This window comes from Hungatella hathewayi WAL-18680 (assembly GCF_000235505.1).
Taxonomy (GTDB): domain Bacteria; phylum Bacillota; class Clostridia; order Lachnospirales; family Lachnospiraceae; genus Hungatella_A; species Hungatella_A hathewayi_A.
In genome coordinates this window covers 978,979-997,229 of record NZ_JH379028.1, presented here as the reverse complement: position 1 = coordinate 997,229, position 18,251 = coordinate 978,979, and the positions used below count along the sequence as shown (strand labels likewise).

14 protein-coding genes are annotated in these 18,251 nt (G+C 52.7%); 12 read left to right on the top strand and 2 right to left on the bottom strand.

Annotation, left to right across the window (positions count from 1 at the left end; translation table 11 throughout):
* Positions 1-187 precede the first annotated feature (187 nt).
* From HMPREF9473_RS20270 to HMPREF9473_RS20220, 11 genes are all read left to right on the top strand, one after another.
* Positions 188-7,456, top strand: coding sequence for a hypothetical protein (locus tag HMPREF9473_RS20270; protein WP_006782085.1), 7,269 nt, complete (start codon positions 188-190; stop codon positions 7,454-7,456).
* A 4-nt stretch (positions 7,457-7,460) separates the two neighbouring features.
* On the top strand, positions 7,461-8,114 hold the full coding sequence (locus tag HMPREF9473_RS20265; RefSeq protein ID WP_006782084.1) for a hypothetical protein: 654 nt from the start codon (positions 7,461-7,463) through the stop codon (positions 8,112-8,114).
* Positions 8,101-8,643: a hypothetical protein gene (locus HMPREF9473_RS20260; RefSeq protein ID WP_006782083.1), complete on the top strand. Its 543-nt coding sequence runs from the start codon at positions 8,101-8,103 to the stop codon at positions 8,641-8,643. Before HMPREF9473_RS20265 ends, HMPREF9473_RS20260 begins: the two co-directional genes overlap by 14 nt.
* Positions 8,644-8,691: 48 nt before the next feature.
* Entirely contained in the window at positions 8,692-9,381 is a 690-nt protein-coding gene (locus HMPREF9473_RS26510) for a hypothetical protein (RefSeq protein WP_006782082.1), read from the top strand.
* A gap of 37 nt (positions 9,382-9,418) precedes the next feature.
* Positions 9,419-10,162, top strand: a complete 744-nt coding sequence (locus HMPREF9473_RS20250) for a hypothetical protein (protein ID WP_006782081.1) — start codon at positions 9,419-9,421, stop codon at positions 10,160-10,162.
* Positions 10,163-10,213: 51 nt separating this feature from the next.
* A complete protein-coding gene (locus HMPREF9473_RS20245) occupies positions 10,214-10,903 on the top strand; it encodes a hypothetical protein (protein WP_006782080.1) in 690 nt (229 codons plus the stop codon).
* A 50-nt stretch (positions 10,904-10,953) separates the two neighbouring features.
* The gene (locus HMPREF9473_RS20240; RefSeq protein ID WP_006782079.1) at positions 10,954-11,145 is read left to right on the top strand and encodes a helix-turn-helix domain-containing protein; all 192 of its coding nucleotides are present in this window, start codon (positions 10,954-10,956) and stop codon (positions 11,143-11,145) included.
* Positions 11,146-11,329: 184 nt separating this feature from the next.
* Complete coding sequence (locus tag HMPREF9473_RS20235; protein ID WP_006782078.1) at positions 11,330-12,220, top strand: pseudouridine synthase; 891 nt, start codon at positions 11,330-11,332, stop codon at positions 12,218-12,220.
* Positions 12,201-14,162, top strand: coding sequence for an NAD-dependent DNA ligase LigA (gene ligA / locus HMPREF9473_RS20230; protein WP_006782077.1), 1,962 nt, complete (start codon positions 12,201-12,203; stop codon positions 14,160-14,162). The genes HMPREF9473_RS20235 and ligA overlap by 20 nt, the downstream gene beginning before the upstream one ends.
* Positions 14,163-14,190: 28 nt before the next feature.
* On the top strand, positions 14,191-15,105 hold the full coding sequence (gene metA, locus HMPREF9473_RS20225; RefSeq protein WP_006782076.1) for a homoserine O-acetyltransferase MetA: 915 nt from the start codon (positions 14,191-14,193) through the stop codon (positions 15,103-15,105).
* A gap of 65 nt (positions 15,106-15,170) precedes the next feature.
* A complete protein-coding gene (locus tag HMPREF9473_RS20220; RefSeq protein WP_006782075.1) occupies positions 15,171-15,890 on the top strand; it encodes an AAA family ATPase in 720 nt (239 codons plus the stop codon).
* Positions 15,891-15,974: 84 nt separating this feature from the next.
* Here the strand turns inward: HMPREF9473_RS20220 and HMPREF9473_RS20215 are convergent, their stop codons facing one another.
* On the bottom strand, positions 15,975-16,628 hold the full coding sequence (locus HMPREF9473_RS20215; RefSeq protein ID WP_006782074.1) for a nitroreductase family protein: 654 nt from the start codon (positions 16,626-16,628) through the stop codon (positions 15,975-15,977).
* Between the two features lie 110 nt (positions 16,629-16,738).
* Complete coding sequence (locus HMPREF9473_RS20210) at positions 16,739-17,326, bottom strand: TetR/AcrR family transcriptional regulator (protein WP_006782073.1); 588 nt, start codon at positions 17,324-17,326, stop codon at positions 16,739-16,741.
* Positions 17,327-17,646: 320 nt separating this feature from the next.
* Here HMPREF9473_RS20210 and HMPREF9473_RS20205 point away from each other — a divergent pair.
* The coding region (locus HMPREF9473_RS20205; protein WP_006782072.1) for a GntR family transcriptional regulator at positions 17,647-18,251 on the top strand (605 nt) is incomplete at its 3' end.

Below are 18,251 nucleotides of genomic sequence, written 5' to 3'. Positions count from 1 at the left end.
AGGGCCGGGTGGTAGATAGTGATATGGATTAGCCAGGACCGGGCGGCAGATGGTGATATGGATCGCCAGGGCCGGGCGGTAGATGGGATAAGAGATTCAGGGATGGAAGGATAAAAGTCGGAGGAATACAGGATGAGCCATTTTAGATTGCATTCAAAAAACGAAAGGGAAGGACCGTCTGGAGTATTTGATCATAGGGATTGTCTGCGTTCTTGCTGTGGGAGGGATTGGATATGTGGCCCACAGCGTCGGAACAGCCAGCGCTAAGAGCCGGGAGAAGATACTGATCTATACGGAGGAGGAACTGGAGCAGTACCTTTTGGATGAGGAGAGCGAAGAATATAACCTGAATGGGAGATACCAGCTGGAGGAGGATTTGGAGCTTGGATGGCTGTGGAAGTCCATTGGGACGAATGTGGAGCCGTTTACCGGAAGTTTTGATGGAAATGGACATGTGGTCAGCGGTCTGACGAGACCTCTGTTTGGCGTGATGAAGAAGGCCAGCGTGGAGAATCTGTTTCTAAGCGAGACCATGATTACGAATCCCTGTACATATTATGACGGGGAGCATTATGTGGACGGTTATGGGGCGTTGGCGGCGTATGTGATTGACTCTGAGATAGCCAACTGTGGAATGGGAGGAGAGATACAGGCATCCAATCCGGTGGAGACATGGTACCAGATTGAGAAGGCGAGTCCGGCAGAGGCGCTGGAGCGGAAAGAACTGGAGACGTCGGAAGAGGTGACGGAGGCGGTCATTGGGCCAGCGGGAGATGAGACGCGGGTAGGGACGGAAACGGAAGTGAAAGGCCCTGGAGTTGGCGGTGGAGCAGGTAATGGCGGGGCGGAGAGCAACGTGGAAGAGAGCAGTCAGGTCAGTCAGGTGGAGAACAGCCAGCCTGAAAGCAGTTCATCGGAGAACAGCCAGACTGAAAGCAGTTCACCGGAGGGCGGCCAGTTCGAAAGCAGTTCATCAGAGAGCGGCCAGCTTGAAAGCAGTTCGTCGGAAAGCAGCCAGCCTGGAAGCAGTCCGTCAGAGAGCAGCCAGCCTGGAAGCAGTCCGTCTGAAAGCAGCCAGCCTGGAAGCAGTCCGTCGGAGAGCGGACAGTCAGGAAGCAGTCCGTCGGAGAACAGCCAGCCTGAAAGTGGTTCATCGGAGAACAACCAGCTCGAAAACAATCCGTCGGAGAGCGGACAGTTAGAAAATAACCAGGAAGAGAGTGGGCAGACAGATAAAGGTCAGGTGGACAACTCCGTAAATAAGCCGGATGAAGAACTGGAGACCGTAGCCTTTCAAAAAATAGACAGACAGTACCGGATGATGAAACTGTCTGAGGTGATAGGACCTGACATGGAGGCAGACTTTGCAGAAGCAACCCCATCCGACGCTCAGGAGGTTTACGAACCAAACACAGCAACTCCGCCTGAAGCAGAGGAAGAAAAAGAAAACTCCTACATGGGAGGAGATGGCGAAGCGTTATACCTTGCTGTAACTGCCGACCGTGTAGCAGCCGGCGGTCTGGCAGCACAGATGGAAGGCGCAACAACCGTTACAGACTGTTTTACCTGTGCAACCATCATTACCCAGATAGATGTGGACACCTGGACTGGCGGTTTCGCCGGAAGGCTGGGGGAGGCAGTGCATGTGGAGAACAGCTACTCCGCCGGAGTCCTGGATGGCTGTGACAGAGTTGGCGGGTTTGTGGCGGACAATCAGGGAAGGATAGAGAACAGCTACTCCTCCACGGCGCTAACCATGAACGGAAGAGTCCGCGGCGGTTTTACTGCGGAGGGCGACGGCCAGCTTACTGGCTGTGTATACGACCGTCAGATGGCCTGTGCCGATGATGAGAATGGACAGCAAGCCGGAAGTATAGACGGGGATTCCTCAATCTGGGAGGGGACAGACGGGGAACCGGTAATTGAATCTCCATCAGACAGCACTGTCATATCGTTGGAAGCCAGAAACACCGTTCAGATGTCCGGAATAGAAGAGTACATACCGGGTACCTGGTACCAGACAGACAAGGCATATCCCCAGATAGAATACTTTGCCCTGCACGAGAACCAGATAATTGCGGACTATTCCAGAGTATCCGCGGTGACCCTGATTCTGCCGGAAACTATGACTCTTCAGAGCGTAACCCTGGAAGAAGGCCAGATTATTCTGCCGGAGGAGATGGATGGCCAGGCAATCACATGGAGCGTAGAGGGCGATATCCACATTGATGATAATCATCGGATACAGATGGGAAGCAGAGCCGACAGCACACCGGAAGCGGCAGAAACAACGGAGACACCCACAATCCCCAATACGATTTCGGAATCAACCCCAGAGTCCGTGTTGGAGGAACCGACAGAGTCAGAAATACCCCGCGGCCCTGGATTTGAAAGACCGCTGGAATCAGAAGCTCCCCGTGGCCCAGGTCTGGAAGAACCAGCAGAATCAGAAGCCCCTCGAGGTCCAGGACTGGAGAATCCTGTGGAAACAACGAATTCACAAGAGCCGCCTGTGACCGTATCTATGCATAAAAGACTGTTATTGACCTCTGTCTACGAAAATCAGGAGACAGAAGCGTCAGTGCCAGAGAGTGGGTCGGATAAACAGACACAGAAAAAAGCTCAAATTAAAGCCATTTCAGGCGTGGCCGCCAAGACCTACTCCTTAGACATCAACCCAATCGCGGATACCGAAGTCACTTACGCAGACTGGAATGCCGTGGGAGAGGCAGTCTACAACAATACAAACGGAATGGGAATCTATAAACCCACAAAGGGGGACGGAAGTACCGCCAACCCTTTCGAGATTGCCACTCCGGAGGCATTAGCCTGGTTTCGCTATGCGGTCAATAAAGAGGCTCAGAGATACTGGTGTGTATTGCTGACAGACAATATTGACTTAAATGGGGAAAAATATAATGGAGGTGCGGGGAAACTGCAATGGTTAGCCATCGATTTTACACATCCTTCCAATCAAATCGGATATGCGGGAACCTTTGATGGCGGTGGACATGCGATATCAAATTTATATTCTTCAGACGGTGGTCTTATCGGTCAGTCGTTTGATGGTACCGTGAGAGATTTGGGAATAGAAAGTGGCGAAGTGACTGGCGTGCTTGTAGGAGGTATTGTGGCTGAAACGGCATATGTGATTTCGATTGGTCGAGATACAAAGGCGTATTTTGAACGCTGTTACAATAAAGCAACTATTAGGGCGGTTGACGCTAAGTATCCATATGCGGGAGGAATTGTAGGGCTGGCGAGGACGGGGACCCATCTAGTCGACTGCTATAACATGGGACAAGTATCGGCAGTGAATAATGGAGAACGCAGTGCCAGTGGGATAGCATGCTATGATGCTCTCGTTGAAAATTGTTACAATACGGGCAAAGTTTTCATAGAAGGTGTTACGGATGCCAGCCGTGCAGATGGAATAGCGACAACCAAATCGACAGTCAGAAATTCTTATTCTTTGGAAGGAATGGCACCAGGAAAAAAGGGAAAGGAACTGACAGAGGCCCAGATGAAATCCTGGGCGCTTGCCTATAAATTGAATGGCGAAAGTATGGCTGGCCCCTGGACCTATCAGGAAGGCAGTTATCCTGGCTTTGGCTCTCCTGCGCCGGCTCCCAGCTGGGGAGATGTAACCCAGGGAGTCGCAGACGGCCTTGTCACGGCAACCGCGGCATCAACGAATGCAGATGGCGTCTATGTCATTGACACCGCTGAAAAACTGGCCCTGTTTGCCTATGATGTGAATGCTGGCACCAAGACAAAGGCAGGAGCAAAACTTACCACAAACATAGACTTAATGGGACGCAAATATGGTGGGACCGCCGATGCCCCTATCCGATGGATTCCCATAGGTACGGCTGACAATGTCTATCAGGGAAACTTTAGTGGACCAAGCGTGATTGCCAACATGAGAGTGGAACAGGCGGGGGTTGGCGGATTGTTTGGTTACGCAGGAGGCGGAGCAATGATATCGACAGTGGGACTGGATACTAGTTGTTCAGTAACAACTATTGCACCGGCAGCCGGCAGGGACTCAGGAACTGCGGCAATGGTAGGGATTATTAAAAATGTGGATGAGTATGCACCGATGTACATTTTGATGTGTTACAGCCGGGCGTCTGTTACCGGGCACAGCAGTAACACAGGAACTTTTGTTGGACAGGATATAGGCACCCTTAGTAATGGTGCAAATTCGATAGCAAACAGTTATGCAGCTGGTGCGCTTAGCACGAGTTCCGGAACCGTAGGGGCACTTGCCGGATATTTCCCTTGCACAGGGAACCGTGGAATGATAATGGACAGCTATTGGGATGAGCAGATCAGTGGTGTTCCATCTCTGAATGCGGTAAGTCAAGGGACTCCCGAACAGCTAGATGTCAGCTCTAAAACCACCGCTGAGATGAAAAGTGATGCAATTCTCAGCTTATTAAATACCAGGGGTAGTTCCTGGATACGGAGCGATGACAGAAACAACGGGTATCCATCCTTCAGCACGGCACCCGCTGTCTATACCAGTTGGGAGGACGTGGGACAAGCAGCCCTGGCCCCCTCCAGCCGTTACCCATCCAGTTCCATTACACCGGGAACTGCGGGAAATCCTTACTTGATAAAAACCGCAGAGGACTTAGCCTGGTTTGCCTATCAGGTAAACAATGCTGCAGGCCGCAATAATCTATGCGGAGAACTGAAAAACGATATTAACTTATATGGTTCCTTTTATAACGGAGAAAATGCCTATGACCCAAATGATTCATCGGCAACTCTTGACAAGGCATTGCGATGGGTGCCAATTGGCCGTGATTTGGATGGAAAACGGTATACAGGAACCTTCAATGGAAATGGTCATACCGTTACTGCCATGCTGGCAACTGGTGCTGGAAATCTGGGCTTGTTTGGTACTTTGGGAGACAATGCCGCGATCAAGAAAACCAGCATAACTGACAGCCGGATAGAAACGGAGGTCTATCATGCCGGCGGAATTGCAGGGTATGTCAATGGAACCGGCATTACGATAACCGAGTGTGGAAATAAGGGAAATTTAACTGGAAAGGGCGCGTATTTCGGAGGCTGCGTAGGCGGAACAGGCAGCACAGCGGAGGTAACACTGGAAGGGTGTTATAACGAAGAAGGAAGTACGGTCAGTAACTCAGCCGGAAATTCTACAGGCGGTATCCTGGGCTTGGGGAGAGTCTCCAGCTCCGAAAGCTGTCGTGTGACAATCCGGAACTGCATAAACCGGGGAACCGTGAGCGGCGTATCTGTCGTTGGCGGAATCATTGGAAATGGAACGCAAGTGGCCATAACAGGATGCTATCATGCCGGACGTGTAACGGCCAGCGGGTCAGGAATTGTCGGTTCGATTGCCGGATATGGCGATGTAGAAGGCGCTCCGATATCGGACTGCCTGATTGAGAAACCATATGCTGCGGGAACCAGTGTGAACGGCGTGTTGGTAGAAACGAAAGGGATGGGAACCTGGGGAGCGGCCTGGAGGTTAAACGGAAGCAGTTTAAAACAGAGCACCGGACTTACCTGGACGTATGTGGAAGGAAGCAGCTATCCGGTGCTGAATACCACAGAACTGTCGCCGGCGGAAAGTTGGGAGCCAATAGGCGAAGCTCTGGAATACGGTCTCCTCAAAGATATGTCAAAACCTGACGGGGATGGCAATGCCAGCCCCTATCAAATCCAGACGGCCGAGCAGCTGGCCTGGTTTGCCTGGAAGGTTAACGTGGAAAAAATTTCTGCCAGTTATCAGAACATAGAAATGACAAAAGATATCAATCTGTTCGGAGAAAAATACTCCGGTTATACCGGTGAGAAAGACCTGGCCAACATCGAAAAGGCGGTGAAATGGACTCCCATTGGCAACAGCACGGCTTACTACCAGGGAACCTTCCGCGGCGGCAGACATGAGATTGACGGAATGTATTTAAATGGCTCCGGCTATCTAGGCCTGATAGGCGGGGGACAGTATCCGATGAAAATCATGGAACTAGGGATAGGAAGCAGCTGTAAAACTATTACCACCACCGGTGGCTCAGGACTGTTGGTAGGAACTGTTAATGGGGCCAGCAGTCCGGCAGAAGTTACCAGCTGTTATAATCGGGGGACTCTCATCATCAATGGTGGCAACCGGTATAATGGGGCTATTGTTGGTGATGATGTGGGAAGTAAGACAAATTCGGTAACTGTGTCAAACTGTTATAACGCAGGCAACACCGCAAGTTTTGCCATGATAAGCATTGGAACCATTGAAAATTGCTATGCGGATACATCCATAAATCCCAATAATGCAACGCATGAAAAGCGGAGTGGAAGCGGGGTAACCAGTCTGGCCACAGAGGAAATGAAAACCAGCGAAGTGGCCGCCTCCCTCAACACCTACAATGGAACCCTGAAAACCGGAACGGACAGAGTCTGGTACACCAGCCTGGACACGGAAAAGACCAAAGGCTATCCGACCTTCCTGGCACCGACGACGGTAAAAGTACCCTTTACGCCGGATACCATGGGAGCCGATGGAAAGGTGGAAACCTTGCCAGGAAGTTTCAGTATTCCGGCTATGAAACTGCGGGCCATCGGCCTGACGGATGAAAACTTTACACCGGGACGTGTTCCTGCGGCGGACAACGACTTCCAGCTTGTCACAGAAGGCAGCATCAAAGGGACAAACAGCGGATACAGCAGTTACGGCTATACGAATGCCAACAAAAATGTGGCCGTCAAAGCCGGGTCTGTGGATTTGCAGCCGATGGCATCGACCGCCTCACTGCACAATCCGGTCACGGAGCTGGGAACTGTGGATAAAGTATCGTTAAACATAGCAGCCGCTTATACCAGGTCCACCCAGCGGAATCTTCTTCTGGAAGGGGCTTCGGGCAATGACCGTTATGAAATCTGTATTGCCATAGCAGGGGCGGCCGCTAAGACTCTGAGTGTGACAGTGCCGGTCAGGGTTCCCATCGAGCTGAGCCCTAATGGAACGAAACAGGTCAGCCACAGTGCTGATATGACACTTACCAACAACAATGTTTATCCCATTGCCGGCAGAATTTTGAGCCTGGCGCCGATCGAGCAGGATGGCTATGTTGCCCTGAAGCCGGTGGCGAAAAATGATAATTACGGAAGCACAAAGCAGATTTCCGATTCAAACGGAGGCGTGAAACTGGGGATTGCGGATACGGAGACGCCAAAGGGAATTGTCCCGTCGGCCGGTATTTATTATACCCCCGCTAAAACGGGAGTGGCGGAGAACTGGATGAGCTACCGGATAAAGGGAAAAGGGGCGCTGCCTTACCGCTATTTTATAGAGTATGAAGCCAACCCCTATTACTGGGATACCAACACCTACGGATTCACGGTGAAGTACCAGTTCGGCATATCGGAGCAGGATGCGCCGGCGGCGGCCGCGGTTGTTGGAGAAGGGGTGAGCAGCTGACACTATGGTGGAGAGGAAAAGAGATACCCCAGGTGACGGGAAGTCCAGAAAAAAGTCCAGAAAGATGTGGCACAGAATTGTCACGGCAGGAATGGCTCTTGGAATCCTGACGGCGGCGGGATGCGGAGGGATGGCGCTGCGCAGCCAGTGGACGGCCATCCAGGCCAGACGTGATTTCCAGCCGGACAGCAATGCCAGGGATGGAACCATTTATCCGGGGGAAACGCAGCAGGTGGAGGAAGGCAGCTTCTGGGTGCTGGTGAACCAGCTGCCCACCGTGGAGGAGGGAAGCCGGGAGTGCAGCATCCGGTATGAGAATCCGGCAGCCAACCAGTACAGCGCCAGAATCAGCCTGTACCTGAAGGAGACCGGAAATCTTCTCGGCAACACCCGCCGTGTAGACCCTGGGAAATATGTGGAATTCCTTCATCTGAAAAAGGAACTGCCCGCCGGAGAATACCCGGTGCGGGCGAATCTGGAACTGTTTGAAGGAGAACTCCCGGCCGGGACGATGTCGCTGGATATGGTTCTGCGGGTGACAGAGAAAGGCAACAGTGCCGATGACAGCCAGGAGACCGGAAACATCGGAACCGGTACACAGGAGAATGACAGTACCGTAGACAACGAAAGGAAGGAAAGACAGGATGAGGGAGAGTAAAAGGCGAGGCAGACATATAAACCTGCTGGTAATTGTCCTGTCGGTGGTATTCTGCCTTGGAGTGGCGGGGGCGGCCGGATATTATGTCCTGACTTACAGCCGGGAGGCGGAAGCCCGGACCACGCCGGAGCCGCTGGTGGCCGAAGGAAATGTGAAGACGGGAACCCTCAACGACCCGGAGAAACGCCAGCAGGAGTTAAACAGCGTGGTGGAGGAAGGCATGATGATATTCTCCATTAATGCAACCCCGTTCATGACGGACGGAAAAGGAAAGGCCAACCTGATGGTAGAAAACCCGTCCAACAACGGGAAGCGGTTCACCGTAACCATCCAGAGGGATGACACCGGGGAAGTGATATACAAGTCAGGCTACCTGGACCCGGAGCAGTATATCGATGAAGTCCCGCTGGACGTGGAACTGGCAAAAGGCGAGTATGCCTGTACCGCCTACTTTGATGCCTACCGTCTCAGCGATGACGGCTACATAGGAAGAGCCGGAGCCCGGATTACCCTGTATGTGCTGGAATGATGGGCCGGTCCTTGGTCAAAATGCAGAGAATGGAGGTGGACGACTAACGTGAATAATACAGCAGAAGAAACGGGAGAGGGACGGAATATTCCTGTCCAGGGAGGCCCCGGGCAGGAGGAATATGAACACGGCAGTGATATCCGGAGCGGCACAAGAAGGAAGACATCCAGTCAGAGCCGCTCCAAACCACAAACGTGCAAAACCGGCTCCCCCTCCCCCACCCGCTGGGGCGCAGTGGCAGTTATCTGCCTGTGCTGCATGACAGGAGCCGGGGCCGGCGGATATTTCTTTTACCGGGCCAATGCCCCAGAGCCGGCCCCCGGCCTCCGCTACGAATCCAACATCGTCAGCGGTGACATCCCCGGCAAGACCAGGGAGGAACGCCAGCGGGAATTAAACAGCGTGGTGGAGGAAGGCATGCTCAACATGTCCATGAACATCACCCCGTCGGGGCAGGTAAGTGGAACTGCGGCCGAGCGCTCCATCAACTGGCTGATAGAGAATCCCTCCAACCAGGGAAAACTCATCCGTGTAGAAATCACCAGAGACGATACGGGAGAAAAAATATACGAGACCGGAGCCATCCGTCCGGGAAACTACGTGGAATCGGCCCCGCTGGACGTCAGGCTTCCGGCCGGGGAATACGCCTGCACCGCCGTCTTCTTTGCATACCAGGAGGACACCGAGGCCCTGATTGGCCAGGCGGCGGTGAAAATCAGGCTGACATTACAGGAATGAAAGGAGTTGATGGCCATTGAAAGCAGGAAAACCAAATATGCGGATGGGGACGGCGTGCTGTCTCCTCTGTGCCACAGCCCTGACATTGATGCTGGCCCTGGCCCAGGCATTACCGGCCTACGCCAGCCAGAACGCACAGAATGGCCAGACCGTACAAGGCGGTCCGAGTGCCAAGGGTGGCAGGAACGCTCAGAGCATCCAGGAAGCCGGAACGGAAGAGATCACCTTCAGCCCCGACGAATCCAGCGCGTCAGCGGATTCCAGGGTAACCGGCCACATCCGTGTGGAGCTGATATCCGTGGTCATGCCGGCCGGCGGTCTGGAGTTCCAGGTGGACACCAAAGCCCCGTTCCAGATAGAGAACCCCGGAGCCCAGATTCAGAGCCCGGGAATCCAGATCAGGAATCTCTCCGTGGTGCCGGTCAAGCTGGAGATATCCCAGGTGGCGGAGATAAAAGACGAAGATGTTATATTCTCAGAGAAATTCTCCAGCCAGGCAGAGCAGTCCTTCCAGCTGGTGGACAGAATCTCCAGCGTAGGGGCGTCAGGGACCGCTATCCTGGTTCTGGGAGAAGAGAACCGAAGATACAGTGAGGCCAGTTTTGAGAAAGACGCCATCGTGCCGGGAAAGAAAAACATTTTCATCACGGACATACCGGCGGAGGAGACCAGGACCCTGAAGCTGTACGGAAAAGCAGCCCCGGACTTCTACGGGGAGTACCAGTTCACGGTCCGTCCGACCTTAAAAATCAGTGCAATCCAGGCGGACCCGTCTGATTGAGATAGAAACACCAGGAAACAAAAATAAAAAGGGATTCAGGAGGAAACGAAGATGAGAACAATGAGGAAAGCAGCAGCATTAACAGCAGCGCTGGGGCTGGCAGTGACAGGAAGCATGTCATCTTATGCGGCAGAGACAGAGGCAGCGGCAACGTCAGTGAGCTACGACACGAAGAATTTATCCAATGGACAGGGAGCGGACTCCACCATCACAGGCCACATCCAGATAACCAATATCAGTGTGAAAGTACCGATTACATCCAGCTTCGACATTGACCCCAACAAGGAAGCGGCGGCCAATGCTGATGCAACCGCCCAGATGGGCCAGCAGGCAGAAAACTATATGATTACCAATCTGTCAACCGTGCCGCTGGATATTTCCATCACCAAGGTGGAGCCGTCAGCCGGGGTGACACTGGTGGATACGGTGAATGACCTCAGCGCAGACAAGAGCGTCCTGTTTGCCATCCGCGAAGCGAATGAAGCGGTGCCGAAGTTGCCTGGCACGAAAAACAATGCCGTATGGATGAACAAAGCAGACATCGCGGGAGGCGCTCCTTACTATGTCAAGGGCAGCAGTGCATACACCATTCAGGCGGCCGATGATACGGTGGACGGAGGAGGGGATACTCTGAAAATGAAAGTCTATGCGGCCACCAAAAAGGGCTGGAAATCAGGAAACAGCTTCACCATCACCCCAACCTTCACCGTGTCCCTGACAACCGACGCGTCGACACCGTAACCAGACACCCCGCAGGAAAGAACAGAAGAAAGAAAAAGGAGGCACCCAATATGGCAACAAGAATCCCATGCACCCCATTCGGCAAGAAAATGAAAATCGCAATGGTAGAACAGGACATCCCCCAGCAGGAGCTGGCGAAACGCCTCGGCATCGCCAACTCCACCGTCAGCGATATCATTTACGGCCGCAACCAATGTGAGCGCACCAAGGAGCGCATCGCAGAAACTCTCGGAATTAAATAAGCGAAACGACAAAGATTGACACGGGTTGATATCTTCACAGGTATCAGCCCTGTTTTTTTATTTGCTGATAAACAGAAGCCGTTATGCATATGCTATGGATACGACCGCGTTTTCAATAATATTTGATGCATTGAAACCCAAAATGTGGTATAATTTTAGGGCTTATGAAGTCAGGAGAGAGAAGATGAACGAGGAAATCCGGTTAAATAAATATCTGGGCGAGATGGGAGTCTGTTCACGGCGGGAGGCGGACCGGCTGATAGAGGCAGGGAAGGTGACGGTGGATGGGGCGACAGCGTCCATGGGGATGAAGGTGAAGCCCGGACAGCGGGTGGTCTGTGAGGGAAAAGTGGTTGGGCAGGAACCGGGAAATGGTGGCAGAAAGTCTGCCAGACAGGGCCAGGGCAGTGATGACGGCCGTGACGGCAGCGGAGCGGACAGCGTGAAGCATTTTCCAAAGGTGAAACCGGTACTGCTGGTGGTCAATAAACCGCGGGGAATTGTCTGCACCACTTCGGACAAGGACCGGGCCACGAATATCGTGGAATTTTTGAAATACCCTACCAGAATTTATCCTGTCGGACGGCTGGATAAGGACTCGGAAGGTCTGCTTTTGATGACCAACCAGGGGGATTTGGTGAATAAGATTATGCGGGCGGGTAATGCCCACGAGAAGGAATACGTGGTGACGGTGGATAAGCCGGTGACCAAAGAATTTTTGAAGGCGATGGGGGAAGGCGTGGCGATTCTTGACACGGTGACCAGGCCGTGCGAGATTCGGGCCACGGGGATACGGGAGTTTACGATCATACTGACCCAGGGGCTGAACCGGCAGATTCGCCGGATGTGTGAGGCTCTGGGGTATCAGGTACGGACATTAAAGCGGGTGCGGATAATGAATCTGCGGCTGGGAAACCTAAAGACAGGCGGTTACCGGAAGGTGACGCCGGCGGAGTATCAGCAGTTACTAGAACTATTGGAGGGTTCCAGCAACATTTCCACGGAGACGGAGGAGTATGATGATGCGGGGATTCTCATCGGCAAGGAGAGATTAGATGGAGAAGCAGATTCCTAGAATGAAAGAATTGATTGTCATACTGTCGGAGGCTGGGAAGGCATATTACCAGGAGAGCCGGGAGATTATGAGCAATTTTGAATATGACAAGCTGTATGACGAGCTTGTGGCGCTGGAGAAAGAGAGCGGCGTGGTGTTGTCGGGCAGTCCGACCCAGAAGGTTGGTTATGAGGTGCTCAGCGAACTGCCAAAGGAGGCACACCCGTCCGCCATGCTGTCGCTGGACAAGACGAAGGACGTGGCGGCGCTCCAGGAATGGCTGGGGGAGCAGGAGGGACTGCTGTCCTGGAAGCTGGACGGGCTGACCATTGTGCTGACCTACGAGGGCGGGGAGCTTTCGAAAGCGGTTACCCGGGGAAATGGAGAGATTGGCGAGGTAATCACCAACAACGCCAGGATGTTTGACAATATTCCGTTGAAGATTGCATTTGACGGGACGCTGGTGCTTCGCGGGGAAGCGGTGATTAAGTACTCGGATTTCAATAAGATGAATGAAGAGATTGAGGACGTGGATGCAAAATACAAGAATCCGCGGAATCTTTGCAGCGGCTCGGTGCGGCAGCTGAATAACCAGATTACGGCGGAGAGGCATGTGAATTTTGAGGCGTTTGCGCTAGTGTCGGCGGACGGGGTGGATTTTCATAACTCCAGGAGCTGGCAGTTTGCGTGGCTTCAGGAGCTGGGATTTGATGTGGTGGAGCACCAGAAGGTGACCAGGGAAACGCTGCCGGAAAAAGTAGCTTACTTTGCGGAGGCCATCGGCTCCTATGATGTGCCGTCGGATGGGCTGGTGCTGACATTTGAGGACATTGCCTACGGGGAATCGCTGGGAAGAACGGCGAAATTTCCACGGAATTCCATCGCGTTTAAATGGGCGGATGAGATTCGTGAGACGAAGCTTCGCTATATCGAGTGGAGTCCGTCGAGAACTGGACTGATCAATCCGGTGGCGGTATTTGAGCCGGTGGAGCTGGAAGGGTCCACGGTGAGCCGGGCCAGCGTGCATAACTTAAGTATTCTGGAATCGCTGGCGCTGGGCGAAGGGGATACGATTACGGTTTACAAGGCGAATATGATTATCCCGCAGATTGCGGATAATCTGACCAGGAGCGGCGTGTCCCACGTGCCGGAGACGTGTCCGGTGTGTGGCGGGGCGACGGCGGTGAGCCAGGTGAATGATGTGAAGGCTTTGTACTGCACCAATCCGGACTGTCAGGCGAAGAAGATTAAAGGGTTTACGCTGCTGGTGAGCCGGGACGCGCTAAATATTGATGGGCTTTCGGAGGCGACGCTGGAGAAGTTTATCGGGGCGGGATTTATCAAGGAGTATTCGGATATGTTTCATCTGGACCGGTATAAAGAGGAGATTACCCAGATGGAAGGGTTCGGGGAGAAGTCCTATGAGAATCTGATTCAGTCGGTGAAGACGGCGTCATTTACCACATTGCCCAGGGTGATCTATGGACTGGGGATTGCGGGGATTGGACTGGCGAACGCGAAGATGCTGTGCCGGGCGTTTGGATATGATTTGGAGAAGATGCGCCATGCGGACGAGGAGAGTCTGGTGGCGGTGGACGGCATCGGGAAGGTGCTGGCGGACGCCTGGATTCAGTATTTTGGAAATGAGGAAAATAACCGGCTGGTGGACAATCTGATGGCGGAACTGACGATAGAGGTGCAGGAGAGCCAGGAGGGAGCGGCCATCTTTGAGGGGATGACGTTCGTGATTACCGGGTCCGTGGAGCATTTTGCAAACAGGAAGGAATTGCAGGAGGTGATCGAGGCCAGGGGCGGCAAGGCGGCCGGCTCGGTTTCGGCGAAGACGACCTACCTGATTAACAATGATGTGGCTTCCAACTCGTCGAAGAATAAGAAGGCCAGGGAACTGGGGATTCCGATTTTGTCGGAGGAGGATTTCTTAAAGCTGCTGGAGCAGGAATAAATGTTGAGTTGAGATAGGAGAGAAAAATATGCCGATTAAAGTACAGAGGGATTTACCTGCAAAAGCGATTCTGGAGCGGGAAAATATATTCATGATGGACGAGGACCGGGCCATGAGCCAGGATATTCGTCCGCTGGAGATATTGATTTTAAATCTGATGCCAATCAAGGAGGAGACGGAGACCCAGCTTCTGCGGGCGCTGTCCAACACGCCGCTGCAGGTGGACTGTACGTTTCTCATGCTGTCCAGCCACATTTCCAAGAATACGTCGGCAAGCCATCTGAATAAGTTTTATGTGGCGTTTGCGGATATCCGGAAGAGGAAGTTTGATGGGATGATTATCACCGGGGCGCCGGTGGAGCATCTGGAATATGAAGAGGTGAATTACTGGGAGGAGCTGTCCATGATTATGGAGTGGACGAAGACCCACGTGACGTCCACCATGCATATCTGCTGGGGGGCGCAGGCGGGGCTTTACTACCACTACGGGATTCCTAAGTATAAGAGGGACAGGAAGCTGTCCGGCATTTACCGCCACCGGGTGCTGGACCGGAAGGTGCCGCTGGTGCGGAGTATGGACGACTACATTATGGCGCCCCACTCCCGCTACACGGAGGTCCGCAGGGAAGATATCGAGAAGCATCCGGAGCTGGTGATTCTGGCCGAGTCCCCGGAAGCCGGCATTTTCCTGGTGGCCGACAGGGCCGGGAAGCAGATCTTCGTCCAGGGGCATCCGGAATATGACAGGATGACGCTGAACGGGGAGTACCACCGGGATTTGGCCAAGGGCATCAGCCCGGAGATTCCCTGCAACTACTACGAGGACAATGACCCGTTTACCGTGCCGGTGCTGTGCTGGAGGAATGCGGCGAATACGTTGTATACGAATTGGCTGAACTTCTACGTTTATCAGGAGACACCTTATAATCTGGATGAGGGTTGAGCTGCTGAGCGGAGCATGAGTGGAGAAGTAGAAGCTGGACAGATGCGGCTGGGAGTGAATTACATATGAACAATCAGTTTATTCAGAGAATCGGGATTGACTGGGATGGGATTGGACGGGACAGTTATCTGCGGGAGATTGAGGCGCTGAAGGGGTTGGAGGGATTGGAATTTCTTCGGCCGGTTACTTTTTTTGTGGGGGAAAATGGTAGTGGGAAGTCTACCCTGCTGGAAGCGATTGCGGTGGCTTATGGATTTAACCCGGAGGGGGGCACGAGGAATTACAGTTTTTCGACCTATGACTCCCACTCGGAACTGTGTGAGGCGTTGAAAATCTCCAGGGGATACCGGAAAGCGAACTGGGGATATTTTCTCCGGGCGGAAAGTTTTTATAATGTTGCGACGAAGGAATTGGAGTATTCGGATTCGGAGCATCCTTCGAAAAAATATCATGAAAAATCACATGGAGAGAGTTTTCTTGCGTTGGCGCAGAGCCAGTTGAGGGCCAATGGAGTCTATCTGTTTGACGAGCCGGAGGCGGCTCTCTCTCCACAGCGTCAGCTGACTCTGCTCATGGAAATCTATGAGTGCGCCAGGAGAGGCGCCCAGTTTATCATTGTCACCCACTCGCCGATTCTGCTTGGTATGCCAGAGGCGGAAATCATGACGTTTGACGACGGGATGATTCACAGCTGTGAGTATGAAGATACGGACAGCTATCAGGTGACGGAGATGTTTATCAACAATCGAAAGCAGGTGCTGGACCGGCTGTTGAACAATGGTTGACCGTTTTGGTGAAATTAGGATGAGGCGTTATATCGCCTGCTGGCTGGGATTTCACAATTATGATCGTATTTATCATCGAATTTATCATCGGTTGGCAGCGGCCTGGAAGTGGTATTTTACGATGCCTAAGTCGACTTTGGTGTAGGTTCCTTTCAGGGCCTCATAGGTTACGTGGTCTCCATCCAAGGTTATCATGAAATTTTGTTTATTCATGGCGGTTGGTGCGAGGAGGGCGGCGCGCATTCCGTCCTGGAACCATTTTGGAGGTTCGCCCCCGCCGTTTACTCTGCACAGCTTCTCCATGGGTTTGGATTTGTGCGGGGTGCCCTGGGTGGCGCCGTAGCCGAGGGCCAGGATGCAGACCAGCTTTTGGCCGGATGATACGACGGCACGGCAGCGGTCTTTTTTGTAGGTGGCGGCCACCCAGCAGGTGTTGAGACCCAGCTGCTGGGCTTTCAGGGCGATGCGCTCGCCGTAGTAGCCGGCTTTTTCATCGAGGTCATTGTCGGCGGGGCCCACCAGAGCGATGTAGTTTGTGACGTTGCGGAAGCCGCCGTAGTGGGCCATGAGACCTTTGAAGACGTCCGGGTCATCCGTGATTAGCTGGATTGACAGATTGCCTTCCTGGTTACAGGCGTTGATTTCCTGGTTTAGTTCCTGGATTTTGGAGGCCTCTATTGGTTTGTCCTGGTACTTTCTTACGGAGTGACGTTGCTCAATTGCTTCAAGAATTGTCATGGGATATTCCTTCTTTCTATTCCTATTCTAATGTCTTATAATCGAATGTCTTATATTCCAATACCCTATAATCGAATGTATCCTAATGTCCGGTCCCTGGTAATTGCCGGTTAACATAAAGTGACTTTGGTGAGCAGCAGTTTTACCGCCAGCTGTCCCCAGTCGCCGTCGTAGTGAAACCCCTTCATATTGGCCATGGCGGCCAGCCCATGGGTGGCGGCCCACATGGCGACCAGATTGTCATGGAAATTCGCTTCCTCAATCTGCGCTTCCTTCATGCACTGAACCGCCGCGTCTTTAAAAATGTGAAACGGTTCAAAATCCCCCTCAAAGCTATGCTCCGTCAATGTAATCCGGTAATCATCGCTGTCATAGACAAAGGTAAAATAGTGGGGATTTTCCGCAAAAAAGTTCACGTAGGCTTTTCCCATACCCAGCATGGGATAGTCGGAGTACATTTCGTCTGTCACTCCAGCTATCAGAGCGTCAGAGAATTTCTTTTTCACATAGCGTTTCATCTCAGCTAACAGTTCGTCAACGGTGGGATAATGATTGTAGCAGGCCGTTGGGGACACCCCCAGCCGTTTGGCCAGCTTCCGCAGCGAAAAGTTCCCCCGCCCCTCTTCATGAATCAGCGCCAGCCCCTCTTCAATCAATTCCGTCTGTAAATTTCCGTGGTGATATGGTTTTTCTTTCATTGTCCGTCCTGCCTGAATTAAATATTGTGGTTTGCCTGTTACAATGTGAACACTTGTTAACATATGACTATCATAGCACCAATATGAACGGGTGTCAACATAGAAATGTTTGAATCATGTTCAGAAGCAAAAACCGGATTGTATTTTGGATGGAATCACAAGTTGGCGTTGCATGTCACGGTGGATTTGGTATACTATAGGTACAAGCGACCGTTCGTGGCCGGACGTATAGAAGAAAGAGGCCATGGTCCGCCGGGTGGCGGAGCTTGGCTGAGGGTTAAAGTATCAGGAGACATCCAGAGGGGAACAGGAGACAGTTCATGGCGAGTGCGAAATATGACCGGATTTACGCGGAATTGAGAGACAGAATTGAACAGGGGGAGTATGGATATCAGGAGCTGCTGCCGTCGGAGAATACGCTGGTGGGGGAATTTGACTGCTCCAGGAATACGGTCCGCCGGGCGATTCAGAATCTGGCGGATGACGGTTATGTGCAGAGCATTCACGGGAAAGGGGTGCGGATTATCTACCAGCCCTATGAGCAGTCGGAATTTATGCTGAGCGGGATTGAGAGCTTGAAGGAAGCGGTGGCCCGGAATAAGAAGGAGTATACCACGAAGGTAGTGTGCTTTGCGGAGCTTCAAGTGGATGAGAAGATTCACGCCCGCACTACATTTCCCATCGGGGAGGAGATTTATTATATCCAGCGGGTGCGCTATATCGACGGGAAGGCGCTGATTATCGACCATAATTATTTTCTGAAATCGGTGGTGCGGGAGCTGACGCCGGAGATTGCGGAGCGCTCGGTGTACGAGTATATGGAGCAGGTGCTTGGGGAGACGATTGTGACCACCAAGAGGAAAATGACGGTGGAACGGCAGACGGAGATTGATGGCAAGTATCTGGACTTGAAAGATTACAACTG